This window comes from Sphingosinicella sp., from assembly GCF_013911755.1.
GTDB lineage: Bacteria > Pseudomonadota > Alphaproteobacteria > Sphingomonadales > Sphingomonadaceae > Sphingosinicella.
The window spans coordinates 53435-70406 of sequence record NZ_JACESP010000012.1 but is presented as its reverse complement, the minus strand read 5'-3'; the positions used below and the strand labels follow the sequence as shown (position 1 = coordinate 70406).

Genomic DNA, 16972 nt, shown 5'->3' with positions numbered 1-16972 from the left:
CGGCGTGGCCCGCCGCCGCTCATAGAGATGCGCGGGAGAGAGTCAAATGGCCATTTTGTGGCAAGGCATCCCGATGCTACAGGCGGGCCATCACGTCGGGGGGAGTGCGCCATGCGTCTCAATGATTGTCACAATATCGCGGATTTCCGCAAACTCGCGAAAAAGCGCCTGCCCGCGCCCGTATTCCACTACATCGACGGCGCCGCGGACGACGAGATTACACTCGCGCGGAGCACCGCGGCGTTCAATGACTGCGACCTGGTGCCGCGCGTTCTCGCCGGTGTGGAAACGGTGGACATGTCCACCACGTTGTTCGGCAAGCGCATCGAAATGCCGCTGTTCCTCTCGCCGACAGCGCTCCAGCGCCTGTTCCATCACGATGGCGAACGTGCGGTGGCGCGCGCGGCGGAAAAGTTCGGGACGTTCTGCGGAATCTCCAGCCTTGCGACCGTCAGTCTTGAGGAGATCGGACGCACGATCTCTACCCCGAAGCTATTCCAGTTCTACTATCACAAGGACCGGGCCATTAACCGGGACATGATTCAGGCTGCGAAGGCGGCCGGGTTCGATGCGCTGGCGCTCACCGTGGACACGATCGTCGGCGGCAACCGGGAGCGCGATTTCCGTACGGGCTTCACCACACCGCCGAAGCTGACGCCCTCCAGCCTGCTCAGCTTCGCGACGCATCCATCGTGGACGCTGAACTACCTGCTGCGCGAGCGTTTCGAGCTTCCGAACCTCAAGAATCATATCCGGCAGGGTAGCAACGCGGCGGTGACGGTGAGCGAATATTTCACCTCATTGCTCGACCAGACGATGGACTGGAAAGCCGCGGAGGCGATTCGCGCCGAATGGGGCGGGCCGTTTTGCCTGAAGGGCGTGATGTCGGTGGAATGCGCGCGCCGGGCGATCGACATCGGGGCGAGCGCGATCATGATCTCCAACCACGGCGGACGGCAGCTCGACGGGTCGCGTGCCCCGTTCGACCAACTCGCCGAGATTGTCGATGCCGTGGGCGACCGGCTGGAGGTGATTCTCGATGGTGGTGTCCGTCGCGGCACCCATGTGCTGAAGGCATTGTCGCTCGGCGCAAAGGCGGTTTCGGGTGGACGGCTCTATCTTTACGCGCTCGCGGCGGCCGGCCAGCCGGGCGTCGAACGCGTGCTCGGAAAGCTGCGCGCCGAGATCGAGCGGGACATGAAGCTGATGGGTGCGCAGTCGCTTGCTGACCTGTCGCGCGAGAACCTGCGTTTCCGCTAGGCGGCCGCAGGGACTTTGCGCGGTTCGTCGTCAATCTGCGCCGCGATGCCGCCACCGCGGCGCTTGGCGATATACAGCGCTTCGTCCGCGCGACTGATGAGCGGCTCGAGGTCGTCGGCGCGGTTTTCCGAAACGGCATAGCCGATGCAGGTCGAAACCTTGGCGACCTGCCCGCCGAGCCGGAATGGCTGACGGATGGCCGCTTCGATGCGGCGTGCGAGCACGGCAGCTTCTTCCGGGTGCTTCATCCCGCACTGAACGATGGCGAACTCATCGCCCCCCAGCCGGGCGGCTATGTCGGAGTCGCGGATGATGTAAGCGAGGCGCTTGCCGACCGCTGCCAGAAGTGCATCGCCCACGGGATGGCCGAGCTGATCGTTGATGGTCTTGAATCCATCGAGATCCAGGCAATGCACGGCTACCATCCCCGCGCGCGGATTGAGCGTCACCTGCTCCTCGAACCATTCCCTCAGTGCGAGGCGGTTGGGAAGGGCAGTGAGCCCGTCGATCCGTGCGAGATTGGCGAACGTGATGCGCCGGCTGATCTCCCGCACCGTAAAATGGTAACGATCGCGAAGGCTGCGGATGCCGCCGCCGAGTAGCGCAGTCATCATCGCTGCCGTTGCCCAGTAAATCTCGTTCGGCACCATGAAGGCGGATAAGATGCCGGGGAGAAGGCCGATGAACATGCTCGCGATGGCGAGACGCGGACGGAGCGCGATACCGGCGGCAACGCCGGCCCCATAGCCGACCAGCAGCGCAACGGTAAGCAGGTGTGCGCCCGTCGCAGGCAGCATGAACACGCGCGCGCCAAACGCGCCGAGGCAGGCGGCGAAAGCCAGATAGGAGATGGAGAACCAGCGTTCGAGATGCTGCGCACGCTCCACGCCGAGCCCGGTATCGAAGGCTTCCTTGCGGCCGCTGAACGCGACAGCGAGGCGGAACAGGCTGGTGACAATTCCCGCGGCCACGAAGAACGCCAGCATCATGTCGCCGGTTTCCCGGACCAACAGGACGCCGCCTCCCGCGAAACCGGCAGTCATGATGACGGAGGGTATGAACGCAGCGTAGAGGCTGCGCACCAGATCCACATATATTCCGTCGAGCACAGTCTCTGCCCGCGGGAAGAACGCCCGTTTCATACGCTACCAGTACCCCGCAACTCTTCCTTAGCTCTCTCAGGAGCGGTTGATGGGACGTTTCCCTATGCGGATTGAAGCAAGGTTAACGTTACCGTCAAAAGCGACGGAACGAAGCCGGCCTTTTGCGGCAAGCGCGGTTGCGGGCCGCCGACGCGGCGCTAAAAGGAAGCGCATGTCGGGCCGCGTCCTTTCTGCCTTGTCGCTCCTTGCCGTAGCGGCCTGTTCGGGCGGGTCTCCTTCGGTTTCGGGACGCGAGCCGGTCCCTCAGCAGCCCCAAAGCGCTGCCGCGTGCTTCGCGCGGCTGGACCGCATTCAGGGGCTGAAGTACCGCAGGCTCGATCCGCACGTCGAAGGCCAGTGCGGCTATGAGAATGCCGTGTTGCTGCTCGATATCGGTGTGCCGGTCGCGGGTCTGAAGGCGGTGTCGTGCCCGGTCGCGGAATCGCTCTACCGCTGGGTGCACGAGGGGGTGCGTCCGGCGGCGCGCGATCATTTCGGCTCTGACGTCGTCCGCATTCAGAGCTATGGCACCTATGCCTGCCGCACGCGCAACAGCCAGCCGGGCGCGCGGCTTTCCGAACATGCCCGCGCGAACGCGGTCGATATCGCGAGCTTCACGCTTGCAAGCGGCCGCACGGTGGCGGTGAAATCCGGCTGGCGCGGGCCGGGCGACGAACAGTCCTTCCTGCGCGCCGCACACCGTGCGGGCTGCGCACGGTTCAACATCGTCATCGGTCCCGACGGCGATGCCTTTCATCAGGATCACTTCCATCTCGATATGGGCCGCGGGCCATATTGCCGCTGACGCGGCGCATTTTCGGCGCTAGAGACGCCCGGATGGACGACAAGACCAAAGTTTCGCACCGCACTTTCCCGTCAGCGGAAGAGGATGCGGCGGCTGCCGCCAAAACGACGCCAATCCCGCAGACTGAGCATCCAAGCTACAGATTGGCGTTTCAGGACCCCGATTTCCTGCTGCGAGATGAGCTGCGGCCCGTCCGCTTCCAGCTTGAGTTGCTGAAGCCCGAAATGCTCCTGCAGGAACACGGGATCGCCTCGACGTTCGTTCTCTACGGCTCTGCGCGCATCCCGTCGCCCGAAACCGCCGACGCACTCGTTGCCGCGGCGCGCACGGACTGGGAGAAGCGGGTTGCCGAGCGGCTCCGCGCCAAGGCGAAATATTATGTCGAGGCCTACAAGCTTGCCTATCTCGTTTCGTCGCTGCCGCGCGAGGATGGCGAACGTCAGTTTGTGATCTGTTCGGGCGGCGGGCCTTCGATCATGGAAGCGGCGAACAAGGGTGCGCACGACGCCGGCGCCGAATCCGTCGCGCTCAACATCGTGCTCGAACACGAGCAGTTGCCGAACCAGTATGTGACCCCGGCGCTTTCGTTCCAGTTTCACTACTTCGCGCTTCGAAAGATGCATTTCCTGATGCGTGCGAGGGCGGTGGCAGCGTTCCCCGGCGGTTTCGGCACGCTCGACGAACTGTTCGAAACGCTTACGCTCATCCAGACCCGCAAGGTGAAGCCGTTCCCGGTGCTGCTGTTCGGGCGCGAGTTCTGGGAACGCATCGTCGACTTCGAGGCACTCGCCGAAGAGGGCACGATCGCGCGCGACGATCTTTCGTTGTTCCATTTCGTGGAAACCGCGGAGGAAGCCTGGCAAATCGTGGCGGGCTTTTATGAAATTTCTGCTATGGGTGGCCCCTGCTAGGGCGGCTGTAGACGATCGCCCGAACCGGGGAGGGGGATGGGCGAAGCGCGGGACAGCGCGGCACGCATCGAAGCGCTGGATGTCCTGCGCGGCATCGCCATTCTTGGCATCATGCTGCTCAACATCTGGGGCATGGGCAGCGTCCCCGGCGTCGAATCCGATCCCCGCATTCCCGGCTGGAGTTTCGCTGACCGCACCGTCTGGTGGCTGCAGCAGCTGTTCGTCGAAGGCACGATGCGCGGCCTGCTCTCATTGCTGTTTGGCGCGGGGTTCGTGATTCTCGCGTCCCGTCCACGCGAAGGGCGGTCCGCGTTTTCGATCTACTATCGCCGGATGGCCGCGCTCATCGCGTTCGGGCTCATCCATGGCTATCTGCTGATGTGGCCGGGCGACATCCTGCTCATCTATGGGATCGCGGGGCTGTTCCTTTATCCGTTCCGGGACCTTCCCGCGCGTGCACTCATCGGCCTCGGCCTCGGCGGGGTGGCGGTCATCACTGCAATCGGCACTGCGGCAGTCGTTGAAGGCATGAATACGCGGGAACATGCCGAAGCCGCCATCGCAGTCGGCGCAAGCGAAGACGATGAGCGCATCCTCGCTTGGCAGGACTACCTGGCTGCCATCCAGCCCGACTTGGAAGCGGACGCGCAGTCTCGAGCCGCGCGGCAGGGAAGCCTTGCCGACAATCTCGCTTACAAGGTGACGATCGCTATCAAATGGAACGATCTTCCCGGGCTCAGCTGGTGGTCGCTCGACGCGTTGGCGATGATGCTGCTCGGCGCCGGGCTGTTCAAGGCAGGTTTCCTCGGCGGGGGTCTGCCGCGGGACATCTATCTCAAGGCAGCGCTGGCGGGCTACGCGATCGGCGTTCCGATCAATCTCATCGAGACCGAGCAGCTTGTCTCGGCCGGTTTCATGGTTCCAATCCCGATTGCGGAGGTGACCTACCAGATCGGGCGCCTCGCGACCACGATCGGGCACGCGGGGCTGGTGCTGGCGACCCTGGAAACCGCGCGCGGGCGGCACGTGCTGAAAATATTCGCGGCGCCGGGGCGGATGGCGCTCACGACCTACATCGGCGAGACGTTGATCGCGCAGTGGCTATTGTTTCCAGGCTTCGCGCTCGGGCTGCACGGCAGCATCTCTGTTGGCGAGAGCTGGCTGATCGCGCTTAGCATCGCAGTTGTTTTGACCGCGTTCAGCACATGGTGGCTGAGGCTATTCAGCATGGGCCCGCTCGAATGGCTGTGGCGCTGGCTCACCTATGGCCAGCGCCCAGCCTTCAAGCGAATTTAGTGCGTCGCTTCCGCGGGGGCTTCCGCCGGGACGGCAGCAGTCTGTTCACCGGCGGCGGGCGCGGCGCCCGATGCAGCCGCATCGGCCGGAGCTTCGGCGGCAGGGGCTTCGGCAACCGCCGGCGCGGCCGGTAGCGGAAGCGGGCTGTCGCTCTGCGAATTGAGGTAGACGAGCAGGTCAGCCCGGTCCTGCGGCTTCGAGATGCCCGCGAAGCTCATCTTGTTACCCGGGATGTATTTGCGCGGCGATTCGATCCAATGGCTGAGCTCGTCCCAGCCCCAGTTGCCGCCGTGACCCTTCACGGCGTCCGAATAGGCGAAGCCCGCGAGGTGCGCGACCTTGGCGCCGAGAATGCCGTAGAGGTTCGGGCCCTGGCCGTTCGCGCCGCCCTTGTTGATGGTGTGGCAGGCGGCGCACTTCTTGAACTGCGCTTCGCCCTTCGCCGGGTTGGCGGTGGCGAGGAACGCAGCGATCGGCTGAACGGCTTCAGCAGCACCCGCGCCGGCTTCGGCCTCAACCTCGACGCCTTCCACGACGTAGCCCTTGGTTTCGGAGTGGCCGGGCGCGTAGACGAATCCCGTGAGGATCGACAGGCCAAGCACCGCAATCGCGGCCGCGAGCACCCAGCCGATAATCTTGTTCCATTCGTAACTGTCCACTGCGCCCTCCGAAGAGCGGGGCTTTTCGTCGAGCCCCCCGGTTCAAAATCGCGCGGAACATAGTTTCAGGAGTCGGGCTTGCCAAGCACCAGATCGCCGCAGGCTGCGCTTGACGTGGGAAGCCCCCGCGCCGCAAAGAGCGCGGCGATGCAAAACTATCCCGAATCCGCCGCGCGGCTCGTTGAAGAGCTTGCGCAAGCCGCTGAAAAAACGCCAAAAACGGCGGTCGCGTTTCAGGGCGCCCCCGGCGCTTACTCGCATCAGGCCGCGCGCGAGATGGCGGCGGGTGCGCCGACGCTGCCGTGCCTATCCTTCTCCGACGCGATCGATGCGGTGCGCGAGGGGCGTGCGGGGCGTGCAATCATCCCGATCGAGAACTCGCTGCACGGCCGCGTCGCCGACATTCACTTCCTGCTGCCGGAGTCGGGGCTGTGGATCGTTGCCGAGCATTTCGTGCGCGTGCGGCACTCGCTGCTCGCGGTACCGGGAGCAGCGCTTTCGGACGTCAAGGTCGCGATCAGCCACCCGCAGGCGCTCGGCCAATGCCGGAAGCGGCTGCGCGAATGGGGCATCAGCCCGGTCGCGTCGTTCGATACCGCTGCTTCAGCCGCGAAGGTCGCGGACGATGGCGACAAGACTGTGGCCGCAGTCGCTTCGCAGCTCGCAGGGCAACTCTACGGTCTCACGCCGCTTGCCGAGGGGATCGAGGACGAGGCGCACAACACCACGCGCTTCGTGTCGCTTGCGCGTGAACCGTCGATGCCGGAGGCGGGGCTTCCGGCCATGACCTCGCTGCTGTTCGAAGTGCGTTCGGTGCCCGCCGCGCTCTACAAGGCGCTTGGCGGTTTCGCCACCAACGGCGTCAACCTCACCAAGCTCGAAAGCTACATGCGTGACGGCCAGTTCCAGGCCGCCGAGTTCTACGTGGACATCGAGGGGCGCCCCGACGATCCCAATGTCGAACGCGCACTCGACGAGCTCAAATACCACACCAAGTGGGTGCGGATGCTCGGCACCTATGCGCAGGCGCGCTCACGCTAGATCTGCGGCGAGCGCTTTCCCCAGTTCTTCGGGAAGCGGATAGGCCTGCTGCGGCATGTACTGCGTCATCAGCACGACGCTGAGCTTCTGCGCCGGCAGCGCTGAGGCGAGCGTGCCTGCCGCGCCGCCCCAGCCGTAGCTGCCGGGGATGAGACCCGGTCCGGGCGCAATCACGACGCGCCCGCCCGCGCCGTATCCCTGATTGCCTTCATAGAATACGCCCTGGGGGAGGAGGTTCGAAACCACGAGTTTCGCGGCTTCGGGCGAAATGATCTGCTTGCCGCTATGTTGCCCGCCGTTCGTGATCATCCGCATGAAACGCATGTAATCGTCCGCCGTCGACACGAGCCCGCCGCCGCCTGCCGGGTAGCTGGCGGGCACGGCATACTCGGTCTTCGGCGGGGCATCGACGGGCACGAGGTTGTTGCTGTGCAGCAGATAGTTGGTCGCCAGCCGGTTCATCGACGCGGCGGGGACGGAGAAGCCCGTGTCGTGCATGGCGAGCGGCGTCAGCAGCCGTTCCTGCAGCACCGTTTCAAAGGGCTTCCGCGCGACTTTTTCGATGACGGCGCCGAGCACATCGAGCGAAATGCTGTAGTTCCATGCCGTGCCGGGGTCGGCCACGAGGGGCAATTCGGCAACAGCGTTCGCGAAGGCCTGCAGGCTGCTCGGCGATTCGCCGTCGCCCGGCTCGCGCCCGACCGTGCGCATGCCCGGCATCAGTCCGAAACGTCGATAGGCCTTGCCGACCGCGCTGGGCATGAAGTGGTAGGTGAGCCCCGCGGTGTGGGTCAGCAGGTGGCGCACGGTGATCGGTCCGCTCGCCGCGCGGGCCTCGAGGCTGGTTGCGGGGTCGATCGCGACCTTCATGGCTTTGAACGCCGGGAGGATGTCGGCGATCGGCTGATCGAGGCCGAGCGCGCCTTCGCTGATCATCTGCGCGGCAAGCACGCCCGTGACCGGCTTCGTCATCGAATAGATCCGCCAGATGCTCTTTGCATCGACCGGGGTCTCGCGCTGCAAACCGAGCGTTCCCGCGCCAGTATAGAAGGCGGGGGCGTCGCCGTTGCCCACGCCGATGATCATGCCCGCCACCTTGCGCTCCGCCACATAGCGCTCGGCAAGCGCTGTCAGCGCGGCCCAGTTGCGGACGCGTGAGGCGGCAGGGGCAGCACTTCGGGACGTCGCGGCGCAAGCCGGGAGCAGGGCGAGGCCGCCGAAAGCGGCGATTCCGCCAAGGAGGCTGCGACGGTCGAACCCGGATTGCGATGTCATAGGTGGCGATTCCCCTGTTGGCTACGTGGCTTATAAATGCCACATGAGTGCCATGGAAAAACAGGACGTCAACGGCGGAGCGGCATGAAAGTCATCGCAGTCTTCAGCCTCAAGGGCGGCGTCGGCAAGACGTCCGTGGCTGTCAATCTCGCACACCTCCTTGCAACGCAGGCCAAGCGGCGCACGCTGCTCTGGGATCTCGACGCGCAGGGCGCGGCATCGGACCTGTTGCAGGTCGAACCCAGCAAGAAGGCCCGCAAGCTATTCGCCGGAAGCGGCGGCGGCGATATCGAGGCCTATATCGTGCCGAGCAAGTGGCCGGGCCTCGATGTGCTCGCGGCGGACGAATCGCTCCGCAAGCTCGATGTCCAGCTCGTCGAATCGCAGCGCGCGAAGCTGCTGGCGAAGCGGCTAGCGGCGGTCGCAGAAGATTATGACCGCGTCGTGCTCGATTGCCCGCCGGGCTTCGGCCTGCTCGCCGACCAGATCTTCCGCGCGGCGGACCTCATCGTCGAGCCGATGACGATGTCGCCGCTCTCGGCGCGCACCAACGAGCAGCTCGCCGAGCATCTGACGCGGCACCACAAGGGCGAGCCGCCGGTAATTCCAGTGTTCACGATGGTGGACAAACGCCGCGCGCTGCACCGCGAGACGCTGGAAGCATGCCCCGACGTCCACGCGATTCCGTATTCGAGCAAGGTCGAGGAAATGGCGGTCTACTGTCTGCCGCTCGCCGAGATTGCGCCCGATGCCGTGGAAACCAAGGAGTTTTCGAAGCTGGTCACGGCTGTCGAACGCAAGCTCACCCGCCCGGCGCGGCCGCGAAAGGCCTGACCGCCACGCGATGCCGACCATTGAGATTGCCGAGGGGCCGCTGAAGGGCTGGCAGCGCTGGCGTCAGCTTGACGAGGGACGTTTCTCCGATCTGATCGGGCATATCTACTTTCGCCGTCGCGCTGACGGCGTGACCGAGTTTCGCTCCGAAACGGCGCGTGCGCACAGCAATATGCAGGACCGGCTGCACGGCGGCTACATCATGGCGTTTATCGATCAGGCGCTGTTCGCCATCGCAGCGCCCCATCTCGTCACGCACCGCGGCGTCACACTCACCTGCAACACCGAGTTCTTGGGCGCTGGCGTGCCCGGGGAGGATATCTTCGGCCACGGCGAGGTGACGCGCGAGACGGGCAAGCTGCTGTTCCTGCGCGGTATGGTCGAGCAGAACGGCCCCGTCGCGTCCTTTTCCGGCGTACTGAGGAAGGTCGCGCCGCGTTGAGCGTTGTCGAGGCGTACAGCGCGCTTATTGCGGCGAATGAACTGAAGGCCGATCCCGATCAGGCCGCCGCCGCAGCGCGGCTCGGCAAGCTCGAAGCCGAACTGCGTGCGGGTCCGCCAAAGAACGGTCTGCTCTCCCGGCTGTTCAACAAGGCAGAACGCGCCGCGCCGCGCGGCATTTACATGTGGGGCGCGGTCGGGCGCGGCAAATCGATGCTGATGGACCTCTTCTACGAGGCCGCACCCGCCATTCCCAAGCGCCGCGTGCATTTCCATGCCTTCATGCTGGAGGTTCACGCCGCGCTGCACAAATGGCGGGAACAGAACGTCGACGATCCGATCCTGCGCGTCGCTGACGATATCGCGAAGGATGTGCGCCTGCTCGCCTTCGACGAGCTTCAAGTCACGAACGTCGCCGACGCGATGATCCTCTCGCGCCTGTTCACCGCGATCATGGCGCACGGCGTCACTGTGGTCGCGACCTCCAACCGCCCGCCGCGCGACCTCTACAAGAACGGCCTCAGCCGAGAGCTTTTCGTGCCGTTCATCGATCTCATCGAGCGCGAACTGGACGTCGTCAGCCTCAACGGACCGACCGACTACCGGCTCGATCGGCTCGCCGGAATGCCGACCTACTACGTGCCGAACGGCCCCGAAGCGACCGCCGCGCTCTCCGAAGCCTTTTTCCGCCTCACCGACTACCCGCCCGAGGACCGTGCCCACGTCCCCACCGAGACAATCGACGTGGGCGGCGGACGCACGCTGTATGTGCCCAAGTCGCTGAAAGGCGTCGCGGTCTTCTCGTTCAAGCGGCTGTGCGGAGAACCGCGGGGGGCGGCGGATTATCTCGCGGTCGCGCAGCGCTATCACACGGTCATCATCGTCGGCGTGCCGAAGATGGGGCCGGAGAAGCGCAACGAGGCGACGCGCTTCGTGGCGCTGATCGACGCGCTTTACGAATACCGGGTAAAGCTGCTGATGGCGGCGGACGCGTCGCCCGCCGAACTCTATCCTGCCGGTGATTATTCCTTCGAATTCGAGCGCACGGTTTCCCGGCTGATGGAGATGCAGTCCGCCGACTACATGGCCGAAGGGCATGGTGTAAGGACCGCCTAAGGCCCGGCTTATTTGCTGCATCGCACACAGTAATGAGAAAATTGCGCTGTGCGGATTTTTACGAACGGTTGCAGCGCCGCGAATCAGGGGCTATCGGGATCGCGTTTTCGCCGGTCGTCCGGTCGGCGTTCCACGCATCGCCTTCAGTGAGAGAGACCCATGGCACGCAATAAAATTGCTCTGATCGGCGCCGGGATGATCGGCGGCACGCTCGCACATCTCGTCGGAATGAAGGAACTGGGCGACGTCGTCCTGTTCGACATCGCGGAAGGAATGCCCAAGGGCAAGGCGCTCGATCTCGCGCAGTCCGCCCCGGTCGAGGGCTTCGACGCGCGCCTCAAGGGCACCAGCGACTACGCCGACATCGCGGGCGCGGACGTCTGCATCGTCACCGCCGGCGTCCCGCGCAAGCCCGGCATGAGCCGCGACGACCTGCTCGGCATCAACCTGAAGGTCATGAAGGCCGTGGGCGAGGGCATCAAGGCGCACGCGCCGAACGCCTTTGTGATCTGCATCACCAACCCGCTCGACGCGATGGTGTGGGCGCTGCGCGAATTCTCGGGCCTGCCCGCGAACAAGGTCGTCGGCATGGCCGGCGTGCTCGATTCGGCGCGCTTCCGCCATTTCCTCGCCGAAGAGTTCAACGTCTCGGTCGAGGACGTTACCGCCTTCGTGCTCGGCGGCCACGGCGACACGATGGTGCCGGTCGTCGAATACTCCACCGTGGCGGGCATCCCGGTGCCGGACCTCATCAAGATGGGCTGGTCCACGCAGGAGAAGATCGACGCGATCGTGGCACGCACCCGCTCGGGCGGCGGCGAGATCGTCGGGCTGCTCGGCAACGGCTCGGCCTACTACGCGCCCGCGTCTTCGGCGATCGCGATGGCCGACTCCTACCTGAAGGACAAGCGCCGGCTGCTGCCGTGCGCGGCATTCCTCTCGGGCGAATACGGCATCAAGGACCTGTATGTCGGCGTTCCGATCATCATCGGCGCGAACGGTGTCGAGAAGATCGTCGAGATCGAGCTGAAGGGCGAGGCCAAGGCCAACTTCGACGTGTCGGTGAACGCGGTGAAGGAACTCATGGACGCCTGCCGCAACCTCGATAGTTCGCTGAAATAAGGATCGCTGATGAACATCCACGAATATCAAGCCAAGCAGCTGCTGGCGAAGTTCGGCGCGCCGATCTCTGCCGGTTTCCCGGCCTTTACCGCCGATGAGGCCGAGGCGGCGGCGAAGCAGCTTCCCGGACCCGTCTATGTCGTAAAGTCGCAGATCCATGCGGGCGGACGCGGCAAGGGTCGCTTCAACGGCCTCGGTGCGGACGCCAAGGGCGGCGTGCGCGTCGTCAAGTCGGTTGAAGAGGTCAAGGCCAACGCCGCCGAAATGCTGGGCCGCGTGCTCGTGACGCACCAGACGGGCGATGCCGGCAAGCAGGTGAACCGACTCTACATCGAAGCGGGCGCGCCGATTGCAAAGGAATATTACCTCTCGCTGCTCGTGGACCGCGCCGTCGGCCGTGTCGCTTTCGTGGTTTCCACCGAAGGCGGCATGGATATCGAGGAGGTCGCCGAGCACACGCCCGAGAAGATCCACACCATTCGCATCGATCCGGCCTCGGGCTTCATGCCGCACCACGGCCGCGGCGTCGCGGCGGCGCTGAAGCTGGAAGGCGACCTCGCCAAGCAGGCCGCGAAGATCGCGCAGCAGCTCTACACGGCGTTCAAGGCCACGGATGCTGCGCTGCTCGAAGTGAACCCGCTCGTCGAGACGACGGACGGCAAGCTCATCGTCCTCGACGCGAAGATGGGCTTCGACGGCAACGCGCTGTTCCGCCACCCGGACATCATGGAACTGCGCGACCTCACCGAAGAGGACGCGATGGAGATAGAGGCGTCGAAGTACGACCTCGCCTACGTGAAGCTCGACGGCAACATCGGGTGCATGGTGAACGGCGCGGGCCTCGCCATGGCGACGATGGACATCATCAAGCTGAACGGTGCCGAGCCCGCCAACTTCCTCGACGTCGGCGGCGGTGCCACCAAGGAGAAGGTGACGGCGGCGTTCAAGATCATCCTTAACGATCCGGCGGTCGAGGGCATCCTCGTCAACATCTTCGGCGGCATCATGCGCTGCGACATCATCGCGGAAGGCATCGTCGCGGCGGCGCGCGAGGTGAACCTCTCGGTTCCGCTCGTCGTTCGCCTTGAAGGCACGAACGTCGAACTCGGCAAGCAGATCCTCGCGGACAGCGGCCTGCCGATCGTCAGCGCCGACAACCTCGGCGACGCGGCGAAGAAGATCGTGGCGCAAGTGAAGAAGGCGGCCTGACCCAATGAGCATTCTCATCAACAAGAACACCAAGGTTCTCTGTCAGGGCCTGACCGGCGCAACCGCCACGTTCCACACCGAAGCCGCCATCGCCTACGGCACGAAGATGGTCGGCGGCGTGGTTCCGGGTAAAGGCGGGCAGGAGCATCTGGGCCTCCCCGTGTTCGGCACGATGCGCGAGGCGATGGACGTAACCAAGGCCGACGCCAGCGTTGTCTACGTGCCGCCGGCATTCGCGGCGGACTCGATCCTCGAAGCCATCGAAGCGGAAGTGCCGCTGATCATCTGCATCACCGAGGGCATTCCGGTGCTCGACATGGTGCCGGTGAAGCGCGCACTCTCGGGCTCCAAATCGCGGCTCATCGGCCCGAACTGCCCTGGTGTGCTGACGCCGGACGAGTGCAAGATCGGCATCATGCCGGGCTCCATCTTCAAGAAGGGCTCGGTCGGCGTCGTCTCCCGCTCCGGCACGCTCACCTATGAAGCGGTGCACCAGACGACTGCGGTCGGCCTCGGCCAGACCAGCGCGGTCGGCATCGGCGGCGATCCGGTGAACGGCACCAACTTCATCGACGTGCTCGACTTGTTCCTGAACGATCCCGACACCAAATCCATCATCATGATTGGTGAAATCGGCGGCTCGGCTGAGGAAGACGCAGCCGAGTTCCTGAAATCGCACCCGATCAAGAAGCCGATGGTGGGCTTCATCGCGGGCCGCACCGCCCCGAAGGGACGCACCATGGGCCACGCCGGCGCCATCGTTTCGGGCGGCAAGGGCGGCGCCGAGGACAAGATCAAGGCGATGGAAGCGGCGGGCATTGTCGTTTCGCCGAGCCCGTCCGAGCTTGGCACTACCCTTGCGAAGGTGCTCGGCAACTAAACATGGCAGAATTGTCAAGTTTTTAGGTGCTTTTTAGGAAGGTCCTGCGTAGGGAGGCGCGCAGGACCCTCCGCACGCCAGGAATAACAGGAACCATGGGTTTCGAAGGACAGCCTCCCTCCGCTCTCGAAGGCGTCTCCGCCTCGTTCGTTGAATCCCTCTATCGCCAGTATTCGGCCAACCCGGCGTCCGTCGATCCGGAGTGGCAGCGCCACTTCGCGGGGCTGGAAAGCGTGGCTTCCGGGCCGTCGTGGCAGCGCAAGGGCTGGCCGGATACCACGACCGACGATCTGACGGCGGCGCTCGATCCGCTGCAGATGACGCCGGAGCCGAAAGCTGCGGCGAAGAAGGGCGGCGGGGCCGCGCCGCTCTCCGCCGAGGCGGTCCGCCAGGCGGCGGACGATGCGATCCGCGCCATGACGCTGATCCGCACGTACCGCGTGCGCGGGCACCTCGCGGCGCATCTCGATCCGCTCGGCCTCGCCGAACGCCCGTTCCCGGAGGAACTGACCCCCGAATATCACGGCTTCGTGGGCGATGCGCAGAACCGCACCGTCTATCTCGGCGGTGTGATGGGCTTCGAGGAAACGACGATCTCCGCGCTCGTCGCAGTCCTGAAGCACAATTACTGCGAGCATGTCGGTGTCGAGTACATGCACATCAACGATCTGGAGGAGCGCCGCTTCATTCAGGAGCGGATCGAGGGCCGTAACGCCGAGATCCACTTCACGAACGAAGGCAAGAAGGCGATCCTCAACAAGATCATCGAAGCCGAGCAGTTCGAAAGCTTCCTTGGCCGCAAGTACGTCGGTACTAAGCGCTTCGGACTCGACGGCGGCGAGGCGATGGCGCCTGCGCTGGAAAGCGTCATCAAGTATGCGGGCGCCGGCGGCGTGAAGGAAATCGTCATCGGCATGGCGCACCGCGGGCGCCTGAACGTGCTCGCGAACGTCATGCAGAAGCCGTTCCAGGCGATCTTCCACGAGTTTGCAGGCGGTTCCTCAAACCCCGACGACGTCGGCGGATCGGGCGACGTGAAGTACCACCTCGGCACCTCCACGGACCGCGATTTTGACGGCAACCCTGTCCATCTGTCGCTCACCCCGAACCCTTCGCACCTCGAAGCGGTCAATCCGGTCGTTCTCGGCAAGGTACGCGCTGCCCAGCAGCTGCGCGGCGACGTGGAACGCGACGAGGTGCTGCCGCTGCTCCTGCACGGCGACGCGGCGTTCGCGGGGCAGGGCATCATCGCGGAGTGCCTCGGCTTCTCGGGCCTCGATGGCTACAACACCGGCGGGACCGTTCATTTCATCATCAACAACCAGATCGGCTTCACGACGAGCCCGCAGTTCGCGCGCTCCTCGCCCTATCCGTCGGACGTGGCGCGCACCGTGCAGGCGCCGATCTTCCACGTGAACGGGGACGATCCCGAAGCCGTCACCTTCGCCACGAAGGTCGCGACCGAATTCCGGCAGAAGTTCAACCGCGATGTCGTGATCGACATGTGGTGCTACCGCCGCTTCGGCCACAACGAGGGCGACGAGCCGAGCTTTACGCAGCCGCTGATGTACAAGGCCATCAAGACCAAGCCGAAAGTGAGCGAAGTCTACGCGGGTCGATTGATCGCCGAAGGTGTGATCGACGAGGCGTGGGTCGAAGGCGCGACGAAGGCCTATGTTGATCGTCTCGACAAGGATTTCGAGGCCGCGCCGGGCTACAAGCCCAACAAGGCGGACTGGTTCGAGGGGCGCTGGGAAGGCCTCGGCCGCCCTGCCGACCCTGAAACGGCGCGTCGCGCGGCCGATACCGGCGTTTCTCAGGATCGCATCGAAGCCGTCACCAAGGTGCTGACCACCGTTCCTGAAGGCTTCTCGATTCACCCGACGCTGAAGCGTGTCATCGCCGCGCGCGGCGAAACGATCGCAGCCGGAGAAGGTATCGACTGGGCGACTGCGGAGGCGCTCGCCTTCGGCACGCTGCTGCAGGACGGTTTCGGCGTCCGGCTTTCGGGCCAGGACTCGGGCCGTGGTACGTTCAGCCAGCGCCATGCCGTGTGGGTCGATCAGAAGACGGGCGGCAAGTATATCCCGCTGCATGACATGAACCCGCGCTTCAAGGTGCTCGACTCGCCGCTTAGCGAGTTTGGCGTGCTCGGCTTCGAATATGGCTACGCGCTCACCGATCCGAAGACGCTGGTGCTGTGGGAAGCGCAGTTCGGCGACTTCGCGAACGGTGCACAGGTCATCATCGACCAGTTTATCGCGTCCGGCGAGATCAAGTGGCTGCGGGCGAACGGCCTCGTCATGCTGCTGCCGCACGGCTACGAAGGGCAGGGGCCGGAGCACTCCTCGGCACGACTGGAGCGCTATCTCCAGCTTTGCGCCGAAGACAATATGCAGGTCTGCAACATCACGACGCCGGCGAACTATTACCATGTGCTGCGCCGCCAGATGCTGCGCCCGTTCCGCAAGCCGCTCATCATCATGACGCCCAAGTCGCTGCTCCGGCACAAGTCGGCGGTATCGCGGATCGAGGAGTTCACGGGCGATTCGCACTTCATGCGCATCAAGTCCGACACGAACCCGCCAGCGGACGACAAGATCGAACGGCTCGTGCTCTGCTCGGGCAAGGTCTACTACGACCTCGCCGATGCCCGCGACGCGGCTGGTGACAAAGCCACCTCGATCGTGCGTATCGAGCAAATCTATCCGTTCCCGCTTGAAGCGCTTGTCGTGCGCCTGAAGCGGATGAAAAAATTGAAGACGGTCGTGTGGGCTCAGGAAGAGCCGAAGAACGCAGGCAGCTGGAGTTTCGTGCGTTCCTATCTCGAATGCGCGCTCAAGGAAGCCGGTGTGAAGACCGAGCCGGTCTATGCGGGCCGCGCCGCCGCCGCCGCGACTGCGACTGGACTTGCCAAGCGGCATGCCGCCGAACAGAAAAAGCTCGTGGCGCAGGCGCTCGGCCACGATATCGAAGGTTGA

At 64.6% G+C, this 16972-nt stretch carries 15 protein-coding genes; 12 read left to right on the top strand and 3 right to left on the bottom strand.

Annotated features, from left to right (window positions below):
- The first annotated feature begins 111 nt into the window (after positions 1-111).
- Positions 112-1260 (top strand): alpha-hydroxy acid oxidase, encoded by a 1149-nt coding sequence (locus tag H2052_RS10125; protein ID WP_293781104.1) that lies wholly within the window; start codon positions 112-114, stop codon positions 1258-1260.
- Here H2052_RS10125 and H2052_RS10120 read toward each other — a convergent pair.
- Entirely contained in the window at positions 1257-2369 is a 1113-nt protein-coding gene (locus H2052_RS10120) for a GGDEF domain-containing protein (protein WP_293781101.1), read from the bottom strand. The two genes, H2052_RS10125 and H2052_RS10120, sit on opposite strands and share 4 nt — an antisense overlap.
- Before the next feature lie 205 nt (positions 2370-2574).
- On the opposite strand from H2052_RS10120, the gene H2052_RS10115 reads away from it, so the two are divergent.
- The 3 genes from H2052_RS10115 to H2052_RS10105 are packed head-to-tail and all read left to right on the top strand — an operon-like array spanning position 2575 to position 5414.
- A complete protein-coding gene (locus H2052_RS10115; protein WP_293781098.1) occupies positions 2575-3207 on the top strand; it encodes an extensin family protein in 633 nt (210 codons plus the stop codon).
- Positions 3208-3239: 32 nt separating this feature from the next.
- On the top strand, positions 3240-4118 hold the full coding sequence (locus H2052_RS10110) for an LOG family protein (RefSeq protein WP_293781095.1): 879 nt from the start codon (positions 3240-3242) through the stop codon (positions 4116-4118).
- Positions 4119-4154: 36 nt separating this feature from the next.
- Positions 4155-5414: a DUF418 domain-containing protein gene (locus H2052_RS10105; RefSeq protein WP_293781092.1), complete on the top strand. Its 1260-nt coding sequence runs from the start codon at positions 4155-4157 to the stop codon at positions 5412-5414.
- On the opposite strand, the gene H2052_RS10100 is transcribed toward H2052_RS10105, so the two are convergent.
- On the bottom strand, positions 5411-6073 hold the full coding sequence (locus tag H2052_RS10100; protein ID WP_293781089.1) for a cytochrome c family protein: 663 nt from the start codon (positions 6071-6073) through the stop codon (positions 5411-5413). The two genes, H2052_RS10105 and H2052_RS10100, sit on opposite strands and share 4 nt — an antisense overlap.
- Before the next feature lie 147 nt (positions 6074-6220).
- On the opposite strand from H2052_RS10100, the gene H2052_RS10095 reads away from it, so the two are divergent.
- Positions 6221-7114, top strand: coding sequence for a prephenate dehydratase (locus H2052_RS10095; protein ID WP_293781086.1), 894 nt, complete (start codon positions 6221-6223; stop codon positions 7112-7114).
- Here the strand turns inward: H2052_RS10095 and H2052_RS10090 are convergent.
- A complete protein-coding gene (locus tag H2052_RS10090) occupies positions 7106-8389 on the bottom strand; it encodes a serine hydrolase domain-containing protein (RefSeq protein WP_293781083.1) in 1284 nt (427 codons plus the stop codon). The two genes, H2052_RS10095 and H2052_RS10090, sit on opposite strands and share 9 nt — an antisense overlap.
- Before the next feature lie 84 nt (positions 8390-8473).
- On the opposite strand from H2052_RS10090, the gene H2052_RS10085 reads away from it, so the two are divergent.
- The 7 genes from H2052_RS10085 (at position 8474) to H2052_RS10055 (ending at position 16972) form a co-directional block, all read left to right on the top strand.
- A complete protein-coding gene (locus tag H2052_RS10085; RefSeq protein WP_293781080.1) occupies positions 8474-9223 on the top strand; it encodes a ParA family protein in 750 nt (249 codons plus the stop codon).
- Between the two features lie 10 nt (positions 9224-9233).
- A complete protein-coding gene (locus H2052_RS10080) occupies positions 9234-9665 on the top strand; it encodes a PaaI family thioesterase (RefSeq protein WP_293781077.1) in 432 nt (143 codons plus the stop codon).
- The gene (zapE, locus tag H2052_RS10075) at positions 9662-10780 is read left to right on the top strand and encodes a cell division protein ZapE (RefSeq protein ID WP_293781074.1); all 1119 of its coding nucleotides are present in this window, start codon (positions 9662-9664) and stop codon (positions 10778-10780) included. Before H2052_RS10080 ends, zapE begins: the two co-directional genes overlap by 4 nt.
- A 159-nt stretch (positions 10781-10939) precedes the next feature.
- On the top strand, positions 10940-11902 hold the full coding sequence (mdh, locus tag H2052_RS10070; RefSeq protein WP_293781071.1) for a malate dehydrogenase: 963 nt from the start codon (positions 10940-10942) through the stop codon (positions 11900-11902).
- Positions 11903-11911: 9 nt separating this feature from the next.
- Positions 11912-13111: an ADP-forming succinate--CoA ligase subunit beta gene (gene sucC / locus H2052_RS10065; RefSeq protein ID WP_293781068.1), complete on the top strand. Its 1200-nt coding sequence runs from the start codon at positions 11912-11914 to the stop codon at positions 13109-13111.
- Positions 13112-13115: 4 nt separating this feature from the next.
- Positions 13116-13991 carry a succinate--CoA ligase subunit alpha gene (gene sucD / locus H2052_RS10060; RefSeq protein WP_293781065.1) on the top strand — a complete coding sequence of 292 codons (876 nt, stop codon included), beginning with the start codon at positions 13116-13118 and terminating at the stop codon, positions 13989-13991.
- 95 nt (positions 13992-14086) lie between these two features.
- Positions 14087-16972: a 2-oxoglutarate dehydrogenase E1 component gene (locus H2052_RS10055; RefSeq protein ID WP_293781063.1), complete on the top strand. Its 2886-nt coding sequence runs from the start codon at positions 14087-14089 to the stop codon at positions 16970-16972.

What these genes read in the sequence shown, in the direction of transcription:
- H2052_RS10125 (WP_293781104.1), top strand. Translation starts at nt 112, where the DNA reads ATGCGTCTCAATGATTGTCACAATATCGCGGATTTCCGCAAACTCGCG.
- H2052_RS10115 (WP_293781098.1), top strand. Translation starts at nt 2,575, where the DNA reads ATGTCGGGCCGCGTCCTTTCTGCCTTGTCGCTCCTTGCCGTAGCGGCC.
- H2052_RS10110 (WP_293781095.1), top strand. Translation starts at nt 3,240, where the DNA reads ATGGACGACAAGACCAAAGTTTCGCACCGCACTTTCCCGTCAGCGGAA.
- H2052_RS10105 (WP_293781092.1), top strand. Translation starts at nt 4,155, where the DNA reads ATGGGCGAAGCGCGGGACAGCGCGGCACGCATCGAAGCGCTGGATGTC.
- H2052_RS10095 (WP_293781086.1), top strand. Translation starts at nt 6,221, where the DNA reads ATGCAAAACTATCCCGAATCCGCCGCGCGGCTCGTTGAAGAGCTTGCG.
- H2052_RS10090 (WP_293781083.1), bottom strand. Translation starts at nt 8,389, where the DNA reads ATGACATCGCAATCCGGGTTCGACCGTCGCAGCCTCCTTGGCGGAATC.
- H2052_RS10085 (WP_293781080.1), top strand. Translation starts at nt 8,474, where the DNA reads ATGAAAGTCATCGCAGTCTTCAGCCTCAAGGGCGGCGTCGGCAAGACG.
- H2052_RS10080 (WP_293781077.1), top strand. Translation starts at nt 9,234, where the DNA reads ATGCCGACCATTGAGATTGCCGAGGGGCCGCTGAAGGGCTGGCAGCGC.
- mdh (WP_293781071.1), top strand. Translation starts at nt 10,940, where the DNA reads ATGGCACGCAATAAAATTGCTCTGATCGGCGCCGGGATGATCGGCGGC.
- sucC (WP_293781068.1), top strand. Translation starts at nt 11,912, where the DNA reads ATGAACATCCACGAATATCAAGCCAAGCAGCTGCTGGCGAAGTTCGGC.
- sucD (WP_293781065.1), top strand. Translation starts at nt 13,116, where the DNA reads ATGAGCATTCTCATCAACAAGAACACCAAGGTTCTCTGTCAGGGCCTG.
- H2052_RS10055 (WP_293781063.1), top strand. Translation starts at nt 14,087, where the DNA reads ATGGGTTTCGAAGGACAGCCTCCCTCCGCTCTCGAAGGCGTCTCCGCC.